The sequence below is a fragment of the Legionella saoudiensis genome, assembly GCF_001465875.1.
Lineage (GTDB): Bacteria > Pseudomonadota > Gammaproteobacteria > Legionellales > Legionellaceae > Legionella > Legionella saoudiensis.
On sequence record NZ_LN901324.1, the window covers coordinates 936,830 to 953,600 of the forward strand.

Below are 16,771 nucleotides of genomic sequence, written 5' to 3' on the forward strand. Positions count from 1 at the left end.
AGTAACTTAAGTGGTTAATTCTTCATGAATTTTTATATGGGCATGAGGTTGGCGCTCTTTAAAATGCTTACGGCAAGTAGACGAGTATACGTTATTTCCACCAATTAACACCTGCTCGCCCTCAGTAATCGCTTCTCCCTGCTCATTGAGTCGCAAAATCATAGTCGCTTTACGCCCGCAATGACAAATTGTTTTAATTTCAATAAGCTCATCAGCCCAAGCAAGTAAGTATTGGCTGCCTTCAAATAACTCACCACGAAAATCAGTGCGCAAGCCATAAGCTAAAACAGGAATATTTAATTTATCGCTAATTTCTGTTAATTGATAAACTTGATCACGCGTTAAAAATTGCGCTTCATCAATTAAAATACATGCATACTTTTGTTGTAAACTTAGTACCAATTTATATAAATCATCAGAAGCGTTAAAAATAAGCGCCTCCTCAGATAAGCCAATACGTGAATGAACGATACCTGATTGGTAACGATCATCAATTGCCGGGGTAAACAGTAAAGTTTGCATTCCACGCTCGCGATAATTATAACTCGATTGTAAGAGTACAGTGCTTTTCCCTGCATTCATCGCTGCAAAATAAAAATAGAGTTTTGCCATCTTTGTTTTTGTTTTTTTGACCAGGAAATTATTATATCATTACCTCTCAAGTACACGACATGATTTTAAAGGAATGCAATTTATGAAAATCATTATTGGTGGTGGAACAGGATTAGTTGGGCGCTCCTTAATTGCCGAATTATTGGCTGCTCAACATGATTTATGGGTTGTTGGCCGCGATAAAGAGAAGATTAATAAAGCATTTAATAATCATGTTCAAGCAATTACCTGGAATGAAGTACCGCTATTAAATCCTGAAGAATTTGATGCGATAATTAATCTCACAGGTGAAAATATTTCAGATCATCGCTGGTCTTCTAAAATCAAAAATAGATTATTATCCAGCCGCATTGACTCCACCAAACAATTTGTTCTATGGGCTAAAAATGCTTCGAAAAAGCCTCATTTATATAATGCCAGTGCTATTGGTATTTATGGATTACAAAAAAAACTAGTCAATTCCTCTGAAGCTTATACCGAAGAAAGTAATCTTAACTCGCAAGAAAACAGTTTTTCCAATCATTTGGTTAGCCAATGGGAACAAACGGCACTTCAAGGAACACAATACGAAATACCCGTGACCATTATGCGCTTTGGTGTCGTGCTCAAACAAGGCGAAGGTATGTTAAAAAAGCTGGAACTACCTGCGCGTTTTGGAATGGGGGCTGTGATTGGTACAGGAAAGCAACCCCTTGCTTGGATTGATCATAGTGATTTAGTCAATGCCATTTTGTTTCTTATCGCTCATCCTGAAATTACCGGGCCCGTAAACTTAGTAGCCCCCGAATTAGTCTCGCAAAAAACATTTAATAAAACCCTTGCGGAAGTATTAAAAAAACCCACATTTCTTCATATCCCTGCATGGCTAATTCAGTTACTTTTAGGTCAGATGGGTACTGAGTTACTTTTATCAGGGCAATCCGTTATTCCTGGGCGACTTACAAAAAACCAATTTGATTTTAAATACCCTACTTTATTATATGCTTTAACAAAAGAATTTAAAAAATCACAAAAAGAAAACTAATGACACGTTGTCATCATCATGCGATCAGATTGAATAATTTTAAACCTTGATATACCATAGCCGATTACTTTTATTCTATTTGAAGAAATTGATTATGATGAAACGTGATCGCAAATATGTAAATGGCTATGATGATGAATATGATGTACTGATTCCTGGAGAATCCCATACCAAAATAACAAGATCGGGATATAGCCAAGATCCTCATGCCAGGCGGTCTTCCTCGGAAGTTATTGAAACTCTAAGAAACAATCCTTTTTTTAAATTTCAACATCACTTATACGTTTTATCAAAAAATAAAAAACCGGGTAATGAAACCACCGAAGTCTATAGGAATGTAGACGAGCTTTTCGACTCATTGAAGATGCAGTCAATCACTTTAAAGACTGGGAGACAAACTCAAGATCCTGAAGTGCTTGCTGAAAAAATTCGCAGACATCAATTAAAACTTCTAGAAAGCAAAGATGCCGCAGTTTTATCAAAGATTCTATGCACATCAAGCGGAGCAACCTGAACGAAATACCAACAGCAGTATGAGCTTAACCTAACGTTTGGTGCATCTGCACAAATTCTATTCCCGCATAAGCAGGAATCATACGCTTAAAACCATAAGAAGAAGATGAATTATGACTAAAAATAAACGTGACTATGAAAATGACGACGAATATGGCGCCCGACAAAACAAAAGAAGGAAAACTGGATCTAGTACTGAATTAGACTCCAGGCACATATCCGCATTAGGTGATGATGAAAATTTCAAGGAAAATCCCTTTGAGCAACTTCGCGAACGCTTATATATTTTATCTGAAGATAAAAGATTACAAAGCCATTTCTATCAGGAAGAACACGATAAGTTTTGCCGCTATGTAGATGATGTTTTTCGCTCATTCGCAGATGCAATCCCCTATTTTGATGAATGGATAAAGCAAAAAGAAGCAATTGATGGCAATCGGTTAGAGATTAACAAAACACTTTCTTATTTAATTTTTAATTTAGGGCAGCTTTCGCAAGCTTCAAATACCCCATTACCAGCTAAAGAATTATCCATTATTCTTAACTACTTAGAAAAAGAAACTACAGATGAGGCTATTATAATAGCAAGAGTGCTTGAAGGACTTGCCCTACTCGCCAAAAATAAACATATTCAGCTTAATGACTCAATTTCAACCTCTATCTTAGAAAATCTTATCAGCCAAGTACTCCAATTCCAACATATAAGTGACGCCTCGATGATTTTTTGTCTTGTTGGTCTTAAAGAGTTAGCGGTATCTACTTACCTGACAGTACCGATTAAAACAGAGGTAATAAATCAAATCTTGCAACGGCTTGGTTCTACTAATACACCATACGATGATGCAATAGCCCGAATAATCAACTTCTTAGCACACATTGCAAAAGCTAACCGCCTCACAATGCCACTTGATATTTCTTTAATACAGCCAATTATCGAAAAACTTAATAACTTAATTAGTCGCTCTGAAAGTAATGTGTTCAAAAAACCCTTCGGCTTACAATTGCTATTAAGTAACAAACAACTTTATGGGACTTTCGATGCTCATGCCATTCAGACACTATTATTGCATTGTTGGGCCAAGGAACCAGCAATAGAAACTATCAGCTGGATTCATTCTGTTTTATCTCAATTAGTCCTAGGTAATCATATGCGAGGAACTATTGATTTTTTCCGATTCATTATTGTTTTTCAGCAAATCAAACTCCCCCCCTTAGTGATTGCCCATATCATTTCAACTGCTGGCCTATTGGCACAAAAAGGATTCTTGAAAGAGACCATTGCGCCACAATTACTACAAAAACTTATTGATAGATTTCTGCAAACACTCTACCCAAATCCACATCACGTGGGTTTAATTTTTACAGCGCTTGTCTTCTTAGTGCAAACCAATAATCTAGATATTAAAAAAATTAACGGATTAGACGTCATCCTGCATAAGACATTGTTTTCTAGAATAGATTCCCCATATGCTCAAAATATACTGTTTGGACTGGTGGAGCTTAGAGCATTCCTACGCTGTCAGCCTGAGCAATTACGGCAATTATTACATCCACTTTTTGAGAGCAAAGCATCCATACAGTCTCAAGAGTTTATTAAGTATTGCCATTGGTTTGTTCAGTTGCAGGAAGTGTATGGTATTGAGCCGCTAAACAGCTATTTTGAAAGTATGCTATCTTTGAGCAAATTTTCATTTAATGACTTTAATGAAGAAGAGCAAGAACAACTGCATAAAAATCTTAATCTATTAGAGCGCAACCCTAACTGCAACTGGGCTAAATCGCTACGAGCTAAATTAGGAATCCCTGCGACGCGAAGAGAAGCAGAACCAATACAGCCAGAGCGGGAGGTTGTAATGGCTGAATCCGACTCTGTTCGACATCAAGCACCACAGGCAAGGCCCGTTACTGAAACAACAATTCAGAATGGCCAATCAACAAGAACAATACGCCCGATTAGAACTACTGTGCCTGGAGCACCAAGAAGGCCCGCTCAAAATATACAAAGACCATCTACACTAAGAGCACCTCTTACTCAAGCACCTTCACGTAATGAGTCGGTGGATCGCCCTGAAAGCTGGCGAATTGCGTATAGGAACAATGCCTTATTTAAAGCAATTGCTGATAAAAATATGCATCAACTTGCCGTTTTGCTGGACATAAACTTTCCAATTCGCCCTCATTCTTTTTCCGGTTCTTCTACATCAAGCACCCGCACTAATAAGCCTGGTTCTCTAGCGCTGAGTAAGGAACAATTGGCAGCGAATACAGCAGTTGCTCAACTATTGGAGGAAACAGAAGAGCAGGCATTACGTATCTTGATAAGCCAAGCGACCGCATCCTATTTTGAACTGCTTTTACGTGCATGCTCCAACCATGCACGTTATCAATTGGCAATTAATAACTCGTTGCAACCTATTCTTCTTTATTTACCTATTCAAGAACTAGAACGTTATATATCTGACTTAATTAGCCTAGAACTTTATACAGACAGCGAAGCCTTAATACGCCTTACTAGAAACCTGGGGGCCCGAGCAGCAAACCATCCAGAACAGCGAGAGCAGATTAGTGTATTACAAACGCAACTTTTTGATAGAGCTATTGAGTTTCATCGTCTTCGTGATCACCGTAAAGTACTTAGGGCTTTAATTACTGAAAAGGAGGTAACTCTACAAATAAACGCGGCTAGAGCTCAACTAACACAAGAGCGCCCTAGTCAACCAGTAATACGTCCGGTCGAAGTCGCAAGACCAGCTCCATTGATGCCTCAGCGTATGTTTACACCTAGGCCCCAACGTCTGGTGGTAAATAATCGATATCATTATGAAACTGAGGACATGAACCGGATTATGCGTCTGCGTCTCAACACGCTACATCAGCAACTTAATATTCCGAAAATAACAGTTTTAACCACTGCGGATATGAGAGATAACGCTAGAGGAAATAGAGTATTGGATGTTTTAAATCAATATTTTGATGGTGATGAAGGACGCCTAGCCCTAAATAGCCAAGAAGAGCAAAATATCATTATTCCTATTATACATAATCATCACTGGGTGGGTATTCGAATACAAATCAAACATGGGCAAGCGCCACAGGTTACTTATTATAATAATGTTCTCAATTATGAATATGACGAGGAATTGCAGGGCAATATACTAATGGAAGTAGCCCAAGCCTTACGAAATCATAACCAGGCATTGATGCGCCCTACATTAAATCATTATGATAAAGCATTAATCCAGGATGACGCGTCCAGTTGTGGTCCAATGTTAATTGAAAGCATATATTGTCATTTTAAGAACACTTATTGGCAAGACGGTACACCGGAGGAGCTTGCGGAGGTTATTCGCCGGCGACACTTGAGACTTCTTTACGAAGAAGATCCACAGTTTTATCGCAGGTTTTATGCACAACAAGCAAATCAACCTGAGCAGAATAATACTATGGCAGGTACATCCTTGTAGCTTGATTAAATTTAGTTCAGGATTAGACCCATAAAAAGACGTCATCCCTCCACGATGCTCGGGATGACGTGCCTTACAAAAGCCTAAAGCCAGACCATTGGGCCCATAGCCCAAATTACAGGTCCAAAGGCATTATGGCTTAGCTAGGAAAATTTCTTCCCTTATTAAGTAACCCATGTCCTTTGTCATGCATGGGGCTTACTTTTGAAGCAGCATGGCCATGTTCTTTATGTTCTACTTGATGATGTTTGGCTTTCTCATCAGCAGCATGTGGTTCTTGCTTTGCAGTATGTGCAGTATGTGCTGCAGTATTAGTATGCGACATGGATGGCTTGCTGTGCTGAACTGCAGGTTTAGCAGCCTTTTTTGCACTCGTCTTCTCGCCTGCTTTCGCAACAGTTTTGGTGCTTGCTTTAGCAGCAGATTTAGTATGAGCAGCAGTTTTCTTAGCAGCAGCAGGTTTAGTAGCTTTTTTTTCTGTTTTTTTAGCTGTTGAACTTGCTTGCTTCGCTGTTGGAGCTGCTTGCTTTACTGTTGAAGTTACTTGTCTTGCTGTTGAAGTTGCTTGTTTTGCTACTTCTCTCGCAGTATCTTCAGTGCGATGAGACACTTTTATCCAATGGTTTTCCAAAATATTAAAAGTATTACGCATATAATCAAGAGCCATATGACTGTTACGAATAAACATATTCATATTTTTCTCTAATAATTCCTCTGGTTTTTTTATGTTAAAAAGCTCACCAGGTTTCATATAAGAAAAGCCTTGCATCGTTTTGATATTCAGTTCCATTAATTTTTGTAATGGAAATTCCATATTACTAAATATTTTTTGATCAAAGTGAATGTTTTTCATTATTTCTCCCTATGCGGCAGTGCACAACACAAGATTAGTAATCCTGAATCAATTTGTCAAATCTAATAAACAATGAATATTATTTTTAATATCCTCTGTGATTCGATCGGTTTGAGGTTGTGAAAATAATCCCCATCGTTTCGTTACCAGGTAATTAACTCCTACTGCAACCCCATATCCTACGACTAAAAGCCCAATAACCGCTGCAAGCTCACTGATTATCCATTGAAGATCGCGATTATCTTGAAGTAAAGGCCGATACATATCTATTTTATCGAAACAACGTTTACTGTATAGAGGGATAAGCAGAGGATCCGGGTTTTCCATAAACTGATTGGTGTATTTAGCAAGTTTTTCATGCAGTTTTTTAACTTGAATTGCGACGTCAGTAAAACCACGTGCCATTAAGTCCTCTTCCTTTCTAGCCAGATCAAGTAATAATTTATTAATTAATTTAAGCCGGTATTCATAATGATGAAGTTTTGCTTTTGAAAAAGCTTGAATTGATTCTAATCGATACATTGGGCGTGCAACTTTTGCAAACAGTTCAATCGCGTCATCCAATGAAAAGCGGATCTTAGGATCCTCTTGCAATAAGCCATTTAAACAGTTTCTAATAATTGCCTCATCACTTTTAAACAGATTGGCACCGGAGCATGAGAATAAATGTTTATTTCTAGTCATTTTCTTAGTCTCAGGCCAGGACCAGGATTTTCTATTATTTAAATAATAATTTGCATAAGAATCACCCCAAACATAACTCAATATTCTTCCTACAGCATAAGCATCTGACTTTTCCGAATAATGCACCGGATTAAGAAAGGATTCTGGTGAGCGGTAGGCTGGAGTTCCTACAATACGCGCATCATTCTCGTCCATTGACATCGCTCGTCCATAATCAATAATAGCGATTCTCGGAGGGCTTTTTTCCATATCAATAAGCATGTTTAACGGCTTTAAATCTCGATGCACGATTCGCTTATCAGTGACTTGTGACTTTACCGCATGTAAAATAGCAAAAGTGATGTCTAATCGTTCTTTTACTGTTAACCTGCCATGACGACCTTTATGCCAAAGAAGCTCTTCTAGAGTACATCCTTCTGCTTTGTCCATAAGCAAATAGCTTTTTTTACTATTATCCTCAAAAACAAAAACCGGGGGCTTCACTTGAAGATACCCTGCGCGTTTTAAAAATTGATATTCTAGCTCAACTAATGCTTTTCGCTCATGATGCATATGATCTTCAATTTTTATAACTTCCTTCGCATTACGATTTAAAACGGGCTTTTGTGCTTTAAACTGTATAGAGCCTAAGATAGGGTATACAGCCCCATAAAATCCTCTTCCCAGTGGAGCTTGTGTAATATCAAAAATTGCAAATTGCTCTTCTGTTTTATCTGATTTCAACAAGGAATGTGTAAAGCAAAATTGATACTTAACATTTTGGTGCGTATGCTCGTAATAGTGTTCCTTATTCCATAAAGTACCTATTTGTGCATTTCTAAAAAATTCACCTAAGACCTCCAGACACTGAAAATCAAAAAGAGTGGACTCCATTTCCAAGGGGTTTACCGTAATTATCTTAGAGTAAGTCATAAAAATAATATGGAATAGATTGAAATAATGTGTGTGATTGTACAGCGATTATAATTTGATGCTAATCAGGAAAAACTGCAAGGATAATTTGGTATTAATCGTTAAAAATCGATGGCTTTTTTCTGAAGCTTTCATGTAGGATGAGTAAGCAAATTTAAAATCTTACGGAGGAGTTTAATCATGGGCAAAGTAAATGCTAAGGGAATGGAAGAAGTCAAAAGGGAAAAAGAAGAGCATGAAGCAAATTTACAACGATTTATGTCCCAACCATTTAACCCATCTAATAAAGAGCAATTAGACGCATTGAAAAAGCGCATTGATGATTTTGAGTTTACTCTGAATCAGATGTATCTATTTCAAGGTATGAATACTGGGCTTCAGGGATGGGGAATATTAACAGCGGCCAGAATGTTCTTGCCTCTGCCAGAGTTTGCCAACTATTTCTTATCTGCTTTTCTTTACCTAGGCGCGGCAGGATATATTCTGCAAAAATTTAGTACTACCGATTTTTATAACCAATTGCAAGAAATGAAAGAAATTTACAATTGGGCCTTAAAAGATGGTAAAGATATTTATGATGGGAAAACCAATAATACAGAGAAATTAAATACTCCTGAAATGCAACGTTTAATTACTCTATTGGCCCCTTTATGCTCTCTTCAATTTATGCTGGCTTGGCCAAAAGTTACTGCCGAAGAAGAAGCCAAAACAGGTTTTGGTGCAGTATTTGCTGTGGGACAAAATCTTTATGGCCGGTTCTTCGCTTCGACTCCTGATATTTCGGATAAATTAAAACCTCTGCAAATTCAGGTGGAAAACGAAGCCTTATCCATTGGTGCTTTAGCCGGTTTTGAGCAATCTTTACGCTATTTCGCCACTAGTCCTTATTGCCGCGATTTATTGAAAGCGAAAATTCAGCAGCCCGTAGAGTATGTTAAAGAGATGATTCCCGAAGTAATTACTTCCAGTTTTTCTCATCCCAAAATGGCTTAAAGCGCGCTTGTAAAGTAAAGCATGCTAAGCATGCTTTACTTGGATTAGAATGGCAACTTGGAAATGCCATTCCATACTATTTGCTTATAAGGAACGTAAATTCCTAACTCCCATAATTACCTCGTGCTCAACTTCTTCATCATCAAGACATAACTCCTGACGTCTAATGAGCTCAAGCCGCTCATAAGTGCTTTTTACATCATTCGCTGATTCTACTCTAATTCGATTACTTCCAAAAACAGAAGCACCAGGAACGTGTGGGAGCAACGCCAAAGACTGAACTGGAGAGCCTGTGCTTTGGCAAAGCCTTGCAGCAAAGAGCAGTCCTTTTTTAATCCATTGCTCTGCAACGTCTAGAGCGATAAATAATTGGGAAAAAGTCTCTTTAAGCATATCTTGCACTGCTGAATAACTGGTGTTACAACGAACTAGATCACTATTATGGCTTAACTTAAACAATCGTTGATAAATAAATCCGCGAGCAACGTCTTCTTCATGTGCAGAAATAGCATCATCCCTAGACAAGTCATATTCGTAATCAAAGCATCGTGAAATTAAATCAACTAACTTAGCTTCATAATTTAAATCTAATGCTACTTGTTTAAAAATAGTTGATGAACGAAAGCTATAAGTTGAATCACCAGACCAGCCCACTTCATTATGCTAATAGATTATTAAGAAACCATTAAGAGCATATTTTTTCAGTAAATCGACTTCTTAGATAAAAGCCTCTAGGTAATGTTTTTACCTTATTCCCCTCCTGATCAAATCCATAACAAAGTGATTTGCCACTCGCGCCCTTCGGTCTGACTTGCAGATACTCACCCACACTGGCATCCAAGGTTTCAAGATAACCAGTGCTAATTTGTTGTGTTAAATAATTCCAATCAGCAGCCAAAGTTGCCTTATCTGCAACACTCGGTGACCATAAAAACCCTTGACCAATTCGTCTTTGTGAGTAGGGAATACTAGTATTACCTTCAACAGGCACCCAAAGCACCCGTTTTAATTTGGCATAGCATTGGGATGTATTCCATTCTTGCTGATGAATCGTCAATAAAGGAATCGAGGTAATAAAGGTAGATTCAGTAGGCTTTCCAGATGCGGCTATAGGTAAAGTTTTAAGTTCGATACCTAAATCTTGAAAATCAGGCAAAGATTGATTAAATGCATTCGCGCCTAAAGCAAGCTCAATCACCTGCCCTATCCAGCCTTTACGTCGGTCTGGATTTTCAGGAATTGTTAAGCCCAAGCTCAAGCTTAGTTGGGCAAAACTTAGGCCAACTAGATTTGAACAACGTTGAATTAATTCTGCCTCGGATGCAGGAGGACTAATTCTTTGTAACAAGTTGTCCATGACCTTCTTTAATTTCTATGGCAAGTGGTTCCACGGGTGGTTTAACATTTGCCGCTTTAAATTGAGCCGTAATCGCAAAGAGCACTTTTGATTGTACTTCAAAGCGTGAATGCAACTGCACATTAACATAGTAGCGCGCCTCAAACTCAATAAGTGCTTCATCGATTTTCTTGAGAAATACTTGCGCCGGAGGATCAGGTACAATTTCAGGAATAATTGCTAAGACATCGAGAATTAATTGCTGAATCATTACCGGGTCATCCGCACGGCTTACCTTAATTGGAACAACTGAACGTACAATACCATCCTGATGAGTCCAGTTAGTAAATGGCTTGTTAAATGTTTCTGCATTCGGAATTAATATTTCCATGTTATCCCAAGACGAAACACGCATGCAGCGGATACCAATGTGTTTTACTTGGCCTTCATGCTCACCAATCGTAATTAAATCCCCTTCCCGCACCGGCCGTTCAATCAACAGCATCAAGCCACCAACAATATTGCTGGCAAAATCGCGCAAACCAAAACCCATACCAACAGCAAGTCCCCCAATAATCATGGACATTCCGCTAAAATCAAAGCCCCAAACATGCAAAGTAACAAACCCACCAATGAGTACTACTGCATATTGGCTGAAGACAGAAAGACTATTGCGGATACCCACGTCTTTAGTGTTTTTAAATAACCAACGGTAACAAAACTCACGTGTCCATTTTGCTGCCCAGAAGAAAATGGCCAATAAAATTAAAAAGGCCAGCGTGCTGGCTACGGTAATATGAATCCCTGGCACATTGACAATAGTGGATTGCACCAGACGTTCTAAACTAATGATAACCCATGAATCAGAATTCCAGCCAAATAAGTGACACAGCATACTAAAGCTGAAAAAAAGCATTCCTATACGTAAAATACTATCAATAGGCTTTAAAAAGACTTCGATCCACAACCAACCATTGCGTAAGGAAGAAATCATCCATTCCGAGAAGAGCTCAAGCGCATCAAAAAGTAATCCACGAGCGATAATATAAGTAACCAATACGATAAGTGCGTTGGCCTGATATTGACTCATCGTCCATGCTAGATTAATGAAGCCTGATAAACCAATTACCGCGGTAGAGAATACAGTAATAGGCACCAAAATAATTAACAAAGAGATTGCATTTAGCACATAACGTCTCTTGTTTTTTAGTAATGGGTGGATCAAATAGCGTACCATCTCCCGGCTTTTCCAACCCACTACAGATACCGCCAAGAGGAACAACATAAATAAACGGTTAAATATGTCTTGAAGCAATAAGGATAAAGGCAATAAATGACCAATAGTCATCAGCGCAGTAGTCCATCCTCCAAACAATAAAAGCCACTTTAAACGATAGTAAAGTTTGACATCTTTACCTGAGGAATCAGACAGTGTCTCTAATAAAACCAAACGCGGGATTAAAATGGCAACGCGAAAGGTAAACCATACCGCAATAAGCTTCAGAACGAGCTGGTAATTAGAAAAAGAAATATGCGTCACATAGAATACCATCATCAGCATTGCAGTGAGACATAGATAAGGGATATTTCTTTGTACTAGCACCAGAAACCCATCGAGGAGATAGCCTGCTAAACGAGAACGTTCCTTATCGCTGCGCAACATTTTTAAAAAGCGATTTAACATAAAGAACAGGCCTGCAATTAATGCCAGCCCTCCCCAGAACATCGTCAGAGCTAATGGGGTTAACCATAAGTAGCTGTCATAAACTTTCAGACTTAAGGTTTCTATATATCCATAAAACAAGCCAGGAATCGCCGCGATTTTTTTAACGATAATTGGCCAACTATTGATATTGTATTCAGCCAATGTCTGTCTTGAAGAAATTAATTGTTTTAATTGTGCCTGATAATCAGCTAATTTTTTTAGGGTTTCTTGTTTTTGAAGTCCAATCTCATTGAGGCGTTGCGTTAGCGTACCCAACAACGTTTTTACTGCCTTTTTTAGTTCCGGTGTTTTTATACTACTCATTTCGGAATTCAAAAAAGCACTGATTTGCTGCAGTGACTTTGCAATTTTATTATATTGGTTCACTGCATCTTTATAAATATCAGTGACTAATTGTAAATTTTTACTGTCAGGGCTTTTAAGATAAATCATATCCGCCCGAACCACCATTTTTTGTGCACTTAAGGCATTCAATTCATATTGAATTGTTGCAATGTTTTGATTGTTAATTAACAAGCGTGTTTCATAATCGGCATCATTAGCGACGAGTACCGCTGCTTTTTTACCATTGGTCCTTGCCAGATCATTTTGATATAGCTTATTTAAATCCTGATTTAATTTATCTTTTATGGCTTTAATTTGCAGTAGTTTTTGCTCTAAAACATAGTTGGCATGCCATAATTGTAAATGTTTCCCTTCTTCTGTAAGTACTTCATGGAATTCTTTCGCAAGGGCTAAATTATCATTAATTAGCTGAGTCGCTTGCTTATTAATCGCCAGCAATACCTCCACCTTAGCCACCCGCTCTTCAATGGTAACTCCTTCTTTGACTATGGGTAATTGCTGTAAATGTTTTAAGCGTTGATTGAGATTGTTTTGTTCTATATTTTGTTGCTCTAAAAATCCATTTAAACTATCAATTTTAGCTACAGTCATCTTGAGTATTGAGGATACTTGTGCCAGTTTCGCTTGATAGTCTTTTTCATCTTTAGGCTGCAGGTGTTGTTTCCCCTCTTTAATTGCGGCGATAAGGTGATTTTTTTCCTGTGCTAAATATTCACTAAAATTCGCAGGCTTTTGCACAGGTGCTGCAGCAGATGTAGATTTTTTGGGTGCAGGCTCAGGTTTCGCTAAAGAATAGCTGGAATAGCATAGCGAAAAGAATAATAAAAAAAAGGCACAACACCAACAAGCAACGCTGGTGTTGTGACGAAACATACTATTTTGTCGATTTAGTTGGAGCAAGTCTTATTCCTAATTCATTAAGCTGTGCACTATTAGCCGGTGATGGTGCACTGGTTAAAAGACAGGAAGCCGTTTGAGTTTTAGGAAATGCGATTACGTCTCTAATTGAAGTAGAATCCGTAAGCAACATCGCTAAACGATCGATACCTAAGGCGATACCACCATGTGGCGGAGCCCCGTATTGTAAGGCATCAAGTAAAAAGCCAAACTTCTCTTGAGCTTCTTGTTCATTAATTCCAAGCAAATTAAATACAGCTTTCTGTAAATCGGACTGATGAATACGAATGGATCCACCACCAATTTCATAGCCGTTTATTACTATATCATAAGCTTTAGCTAAAGTGTGAGTAGGATTTGCACATAATGACTCCGGAGACAACTCTTTTGGCGAGGTGAACGGATGGTGCATCGCTTGTAACCTATTGTTTTCATGGTCCATTTCAAACATTGGCCAATCAACAATCCATAAAAGCTCCCATTTATCACTAAGCAGCTTTCTATCATGGCCTAACTTGATACGTAACGCGCCCATTGCCTCATTTACGATATGAGTCTTGTCTGAACCAAAGAACACAACGTCTCCGGTTTCTGCTTCCACTCGGTTAAGGATTCCTTGAACAATTTCTTCCGAAAGGAACTTAAGAATGGGTGATTGTAAACCTTCCATCCCTTTGCTGCGGTCATTAACTTTGATGTAAGCCAAGCCTTTAGCACCGTAAATACCTACAAAACTACCGTAATCATCCAGCTCTTTTCTACTTAACTCATTGCCTTTAGGAAGCTTTAATGCCACAACCCTTGAGTCTGCATCATTAGCCGCGGTAGAAAATACTTTAAAATCACATGTTTTAACCAGATCAGCAACATCCACCAACTCCAGTGGGTTACGCATGTCCGGCTTATCACTACCAAAACGGCGCATTGCTTCAGAGTAGGCCATTCTGGGTAACTTTTCCGGTAAATCAACATTAAGGATTTCTTTGAATACTAGTTTTAACAAGCCTTCAATTAAATTTTGAATGTCCATTTCGTCAATAAAGGACATCTCGATATCAAGCTGAGTAAATTCAGGTTGGCGGTCAGCGCGCAAATCTTCGTCACGGAAACAACGAACAATTTGATAATACTTATCAAAACCCGACACCATCAATAATTGCTTAAACAACTGCGGTGATTGCGGTAATGCATAAAACTCACCAGGGTGCACACGTGATGGAACCAAATAGTCGCGCGCGCCTTCAGGGGTTGCCTTGGTCAACATAGGGGTTTCGATATCGAGAAAGCCTTGTTGGTTTAAATAGTTGCGTATGCAGGTGTTTAGTTGATGTCTTAACTGCAATTTTGCCTGCATTGAAGGACGGCGCAAATCAATGTAGCGGTATTTATAACGTAAGTCTTCATTTACTGTTTGGAAATCATCAGGTAAAAATGGCGGTGTAGGCGATTGATTTAGAATTTCTAGCTTAGTACCTAGAACTTCGACTCGGCCTGTTGCCATGGCCTCATTAATCATGCCCTCAGGTCGATTGCGTACAACTCCAGTAATGGCTACAACAAACTCAGAACGCAGCTTTTCTGCAACTGCAAAAATCTCCTGATTTTCTGGTTCATATACCACTTGCAGTAAGCCTGTACGATCGCGGATATCTAGAAATATAACCCCTCCATGATCACGTCGATGATGTACCCATCCACACACAGTAACTTCTTTACCTAAACTAGATTCATCCACTCCCAAACAGTAGTGTGTACGCATAAAAACCGCCTATATAAATTTTATTAAGATTTGGAACCATTACCAAAAATTCTGAAATACTGCCTAGTCCGTGCTGGTCGATTTAGTATCGGAATCAGCTTTTGCAGGAGTAGTTTCTTTACTTGTAGAAGTAGTTGGCGAAGTACTGCTTTTGTCTTTGAAATCAGTAGCATACCAACCCGTTCCTTTTAACTGGAAACCTGCTGCAGAAATCAATTTAATTACTGTATTCTTTCCACATTCTGGACATTGCTTGACAGGTTCATCACTGATTTTTTGCATTAAATCAAAATGATGATGACAATTTGTACATTGATATTCATAAATTGGCATCGAAAACAACTCCATTAACTTCAGTTTAATAAATTCAACCTTTAATTATAGCCAAGTCAAACGGGATGGACAATATACTTTAAATCCCTGACTCACCATTTTGAACATAGTAAGGTAACGCCTTCCACTTATAATTTAAAAAACATTTTCCGTCTATATAAAAATGCTGCAAAAAGAAAATTTATAAAAAGAAAGAGTAAAGAATAAAATAACGAAGCATTTTCCTGGCTGAAGCTACCAAATAAATATTCAGAAATAGCGACACGTATATTATCAGAAGCTCCATTGACCATAGTTACCTTGAATACAGCTTGTAATTTAAGCAACAACACATGGATAATAAAAATAAGAAGCGCATTCATGCCAAAAATTTTAAAGGGTAAAGCACATTTACTGTACCCTAATATATCGATTATATAAAAGCACAAAGCAAAGCCACAAAGGGAAACTCCTCCTACCCATAAAACAAAAGAGCTCGTCCATAAATTCTTATTAATTGGAAAGCTATAGCCCCAAAACCAGCCTAATAAAAGAAAAATACATCCCGCCAATACCATTAAGGTGCACTTTTTTTGCTTCGTGTATGAGGTAAGGAGCAAGCTTCCCGTTAATAGACCCAGTAAGGTGGTCGCAATTGCTGGGATAGTACTTAATAAGCCCTCTGGATCAAAATTTTTGTAGTAATGAGGTGGTGATAAAAGCTTTTGATCAATATAAAGCACCCAATTATTCGTCATACTTAAGGGAGCCCCTACTCCTCCGGGTACGGGTATAAAAACCATCAGATACCAATAGCCTACAAGTAGGGCAACAAAGAAAATAGCTTGCGTCCTGACAGAAGTATTTAAGTAGATAAGAGAACACAAAAAATAACAAATCGCGATACGCTGTAGGATTCCATAAATGCGAATGGTTGAATCAAAATGCAAAGGAAATGCATTTAAAAAAAGTCCAAATAAGAAGAGTAACACACTGCGTTTAAAAATATTTTTATAAACTTCCAAAGGCACTTTGGCGTTAGCCGCTTGCTGCCTTTTTAAGCTAATGACCGTTGTTACCCCAACGATGAATAAAAAAGAAGGAAAGACCAAATCGGCCAAAGTACAACCATTCCAAGCCGCATGGTCAAGTAAAGGGTAAGCTTCGTGGGTTCCCTGGCTGTTCACTAAAACCATTAATGCCATAGTTAAACCACGAAAGACGTCTAAAGATAATATACGTTCGGAGTTGCCATTCATGAAGGTTTGTTTCACCATTATAAGGGGTAATAGTTTTCAGGGATGCTTCAAAATCTACTCTCCCCGTGCAGGTTGAAACAAC

13 protein-coding genes are annotated in these 16,771 nt (G+C 38.3%); 4 read left to right on the forward strand and 9 right to left on the reverse strand.

What is annotated here, in order from left to right; translation table 11 throughout:
- Positions 1–6: 6 nt before the first annotated feature.
- On the reverse strand, positions 7–612 hold the full coding sequence (locus BN3124_RS13030) for a thymidine kinase (protein ID WP_058535215.1): 606 nt from the start codon (positions 610–612) through the stop codon (positions 7–9).
- Positions 613–694: 82 nt separating this feature from the next.
- Between BN3124_RS13030 and BN3124_RS13035 the strand changes: the two genes are divergently transcribed.
- The 3 genes from BN3124_RS13035 (at position 695) to BN3124_RS13045 (ending at position 5,613) form a co-directional block, all read left to right on the forward strand.
- Positions 695–1,636 carry a TIGR01777 family oxidoreductase gene (locus BN3124_RS13035; protein ID WP_058535216.1) on the forward strand — a complete coding sequence of 314 codons (942 nt, stop codon included), beginning with the start codon at positions 695–697 and terminating at the stop codon, positions 1,634–1,636.
- 94 nt (positions 1,637–1,730) lie between these two features.
- On the forward strand, positions 1,731–2,150 hold the full coding sequence (locus tag BN3124_RS13040; RefSeq protein WP_149865268.1) for a hypothetical protein: 420 nt from the start codon (positions 1,731–1,733) through the stop codon (positions 2,148–2,150).
- Between the two features lie 112 nt (positions 2,151–2,262).
- Complete coding sequence (locus tag BN3124_RS13045; RefSeq protein ID WP_058535218.1) at positions 2,263–5,613, forward strand: Ulp1 family isopeptidase; 3,351 nt, start codon at positions 2,263–2,265, stop codon at positions 5,611–5,613.
- Positions 5,614–5,752: 139 nt separating this feature from the next.
- Here the strand turns inward: BN3124_RS13045 and BN3124_RS13050 are convergent, their stop codons facing one another.
- Positions 5,753–6,466 carry a hypothetical protein gene (locus BN3124_RS13050; RefSeq protein WP_058535219.1) on the reverse strand — a complete coding sequence of 238 codons (714 nt, stop codon included), beginning with the start codon at positions 6,464–6,466 and terminating at the stop codon, positions 5,753–5,755.
- Positions 6,467–6,514: 48 nt separating this feature from the next.
- On the reverse strand, positions 6,515–8,062 hold the full coding sequence (gene legK1 / locus BN3124_RS13055; protein WP_078061559.1) for a Dot/Icm T4SS effector kinase LegK1: 1,548 nt from the start codon (positions 8,060–8,062) through the stop codon (positions 6,515–6,517).
- A 180-nt stretch (positions 8,063–8,242) separates the two neighbouring features.
- Here legK1 and BN3124_RS13060 point away from each other — a divergent pair, with 180 nt between their 5' ends.
- Complete coding sequence (locus BN3124_RS13060; RefSeq protein ID WP_058535221.1) at positions 8,243–9,055, forward strand: hypothetical protein; 813 nt, start codon at positions 8,243–8,245, stop codon at positions 9,053–9,055.
- 84 nt (positions 9,056–9,139) lie between these two features.
- On the opposite strand, the gene BN3124_RS13065 is transcribed toward BN3124_RS13060, so the two are convergent.
- The 6 genes from BN3124_RS13065 to BN3124_RS13090 form a co-directional block, all read right to left on the reverse strand.
- Positions 9,140–9,709 carry a SidE phosphodiesterase domain-containing protein gene (locus BN3124_RS13065; protein ID WP_058535222.1) on the reverse strand — a complete coding sequence of 190 codons (570 nt, stop codon included), beginning with the start codon at positions 9,707–9,709 and terminating at the stop codon, positions 9,140–9,142.
- Between the two features lie 31 nt (positions 9,710–9,740).
- Positions 9,741–10,412, reverse strand: a complete 672-nt coding sequence (mutH, locus tag BN3124_RS13070) for a DNA mismatch repair endonuclease MutH (protein WP_058535223.1) — start codon at positions 10,410–10,412, stop codon at positions 9,741–9,743.
- On the reverse strand, positions 10,387–13,335 hold the full coding sequence (locus BN3124_RS13075) for a mechanosensitive ion channel family protein (protein ID WP_078061560.1): 2,949 nt from the start codon (positions 13,333–13,335) through the stop codon (positions 10,387–10,389). Before BN3124_RS13075 ends, mutH begins: the two co-directional genes overlap by 26 nt.
- Position 13,336: 1 nt before the next feature.
- Positions 13,337–15,118: an aspartate--tRNA ligase gene (gene aspS / locus BN3124_RS13080; RefSeq protein ID WP_058535225.1), complete on the reverse strand. Its 1,782-nt coding sequence runs from the start codon at positions 15,116–15,118 to the stop codon at positions 13,337–13,339.
- A 63-nt stretch (positions 15,119–15,181) separates the two neighbouring features.
- Positions 15,182–15,451 (reverse strand): FmdB family zinc ribbon protein, encoded by a 270-nt coding sequence (locus BN3124_RS13085; RefSeq protein WP_058535226.1) that lies wholly within the window; start codon positions 15,449–15,451, stop codon positions 15,182–15,184.
- 128 nt (positions 15,452–15,579) lie between these two features.
- Positions 15,580–16,689, reverse strand: a complete 1,110-nt coding sequence (locus BN3124_RS13090) for an acyltransferase family protein (RefSeq protein WP_058535227.1) — start codon at positions 16,687–16,689, stop codon at positions 15,580–15,582.
- Positions 16,690–16,771 lie beyond the last annotated feature (82 nt).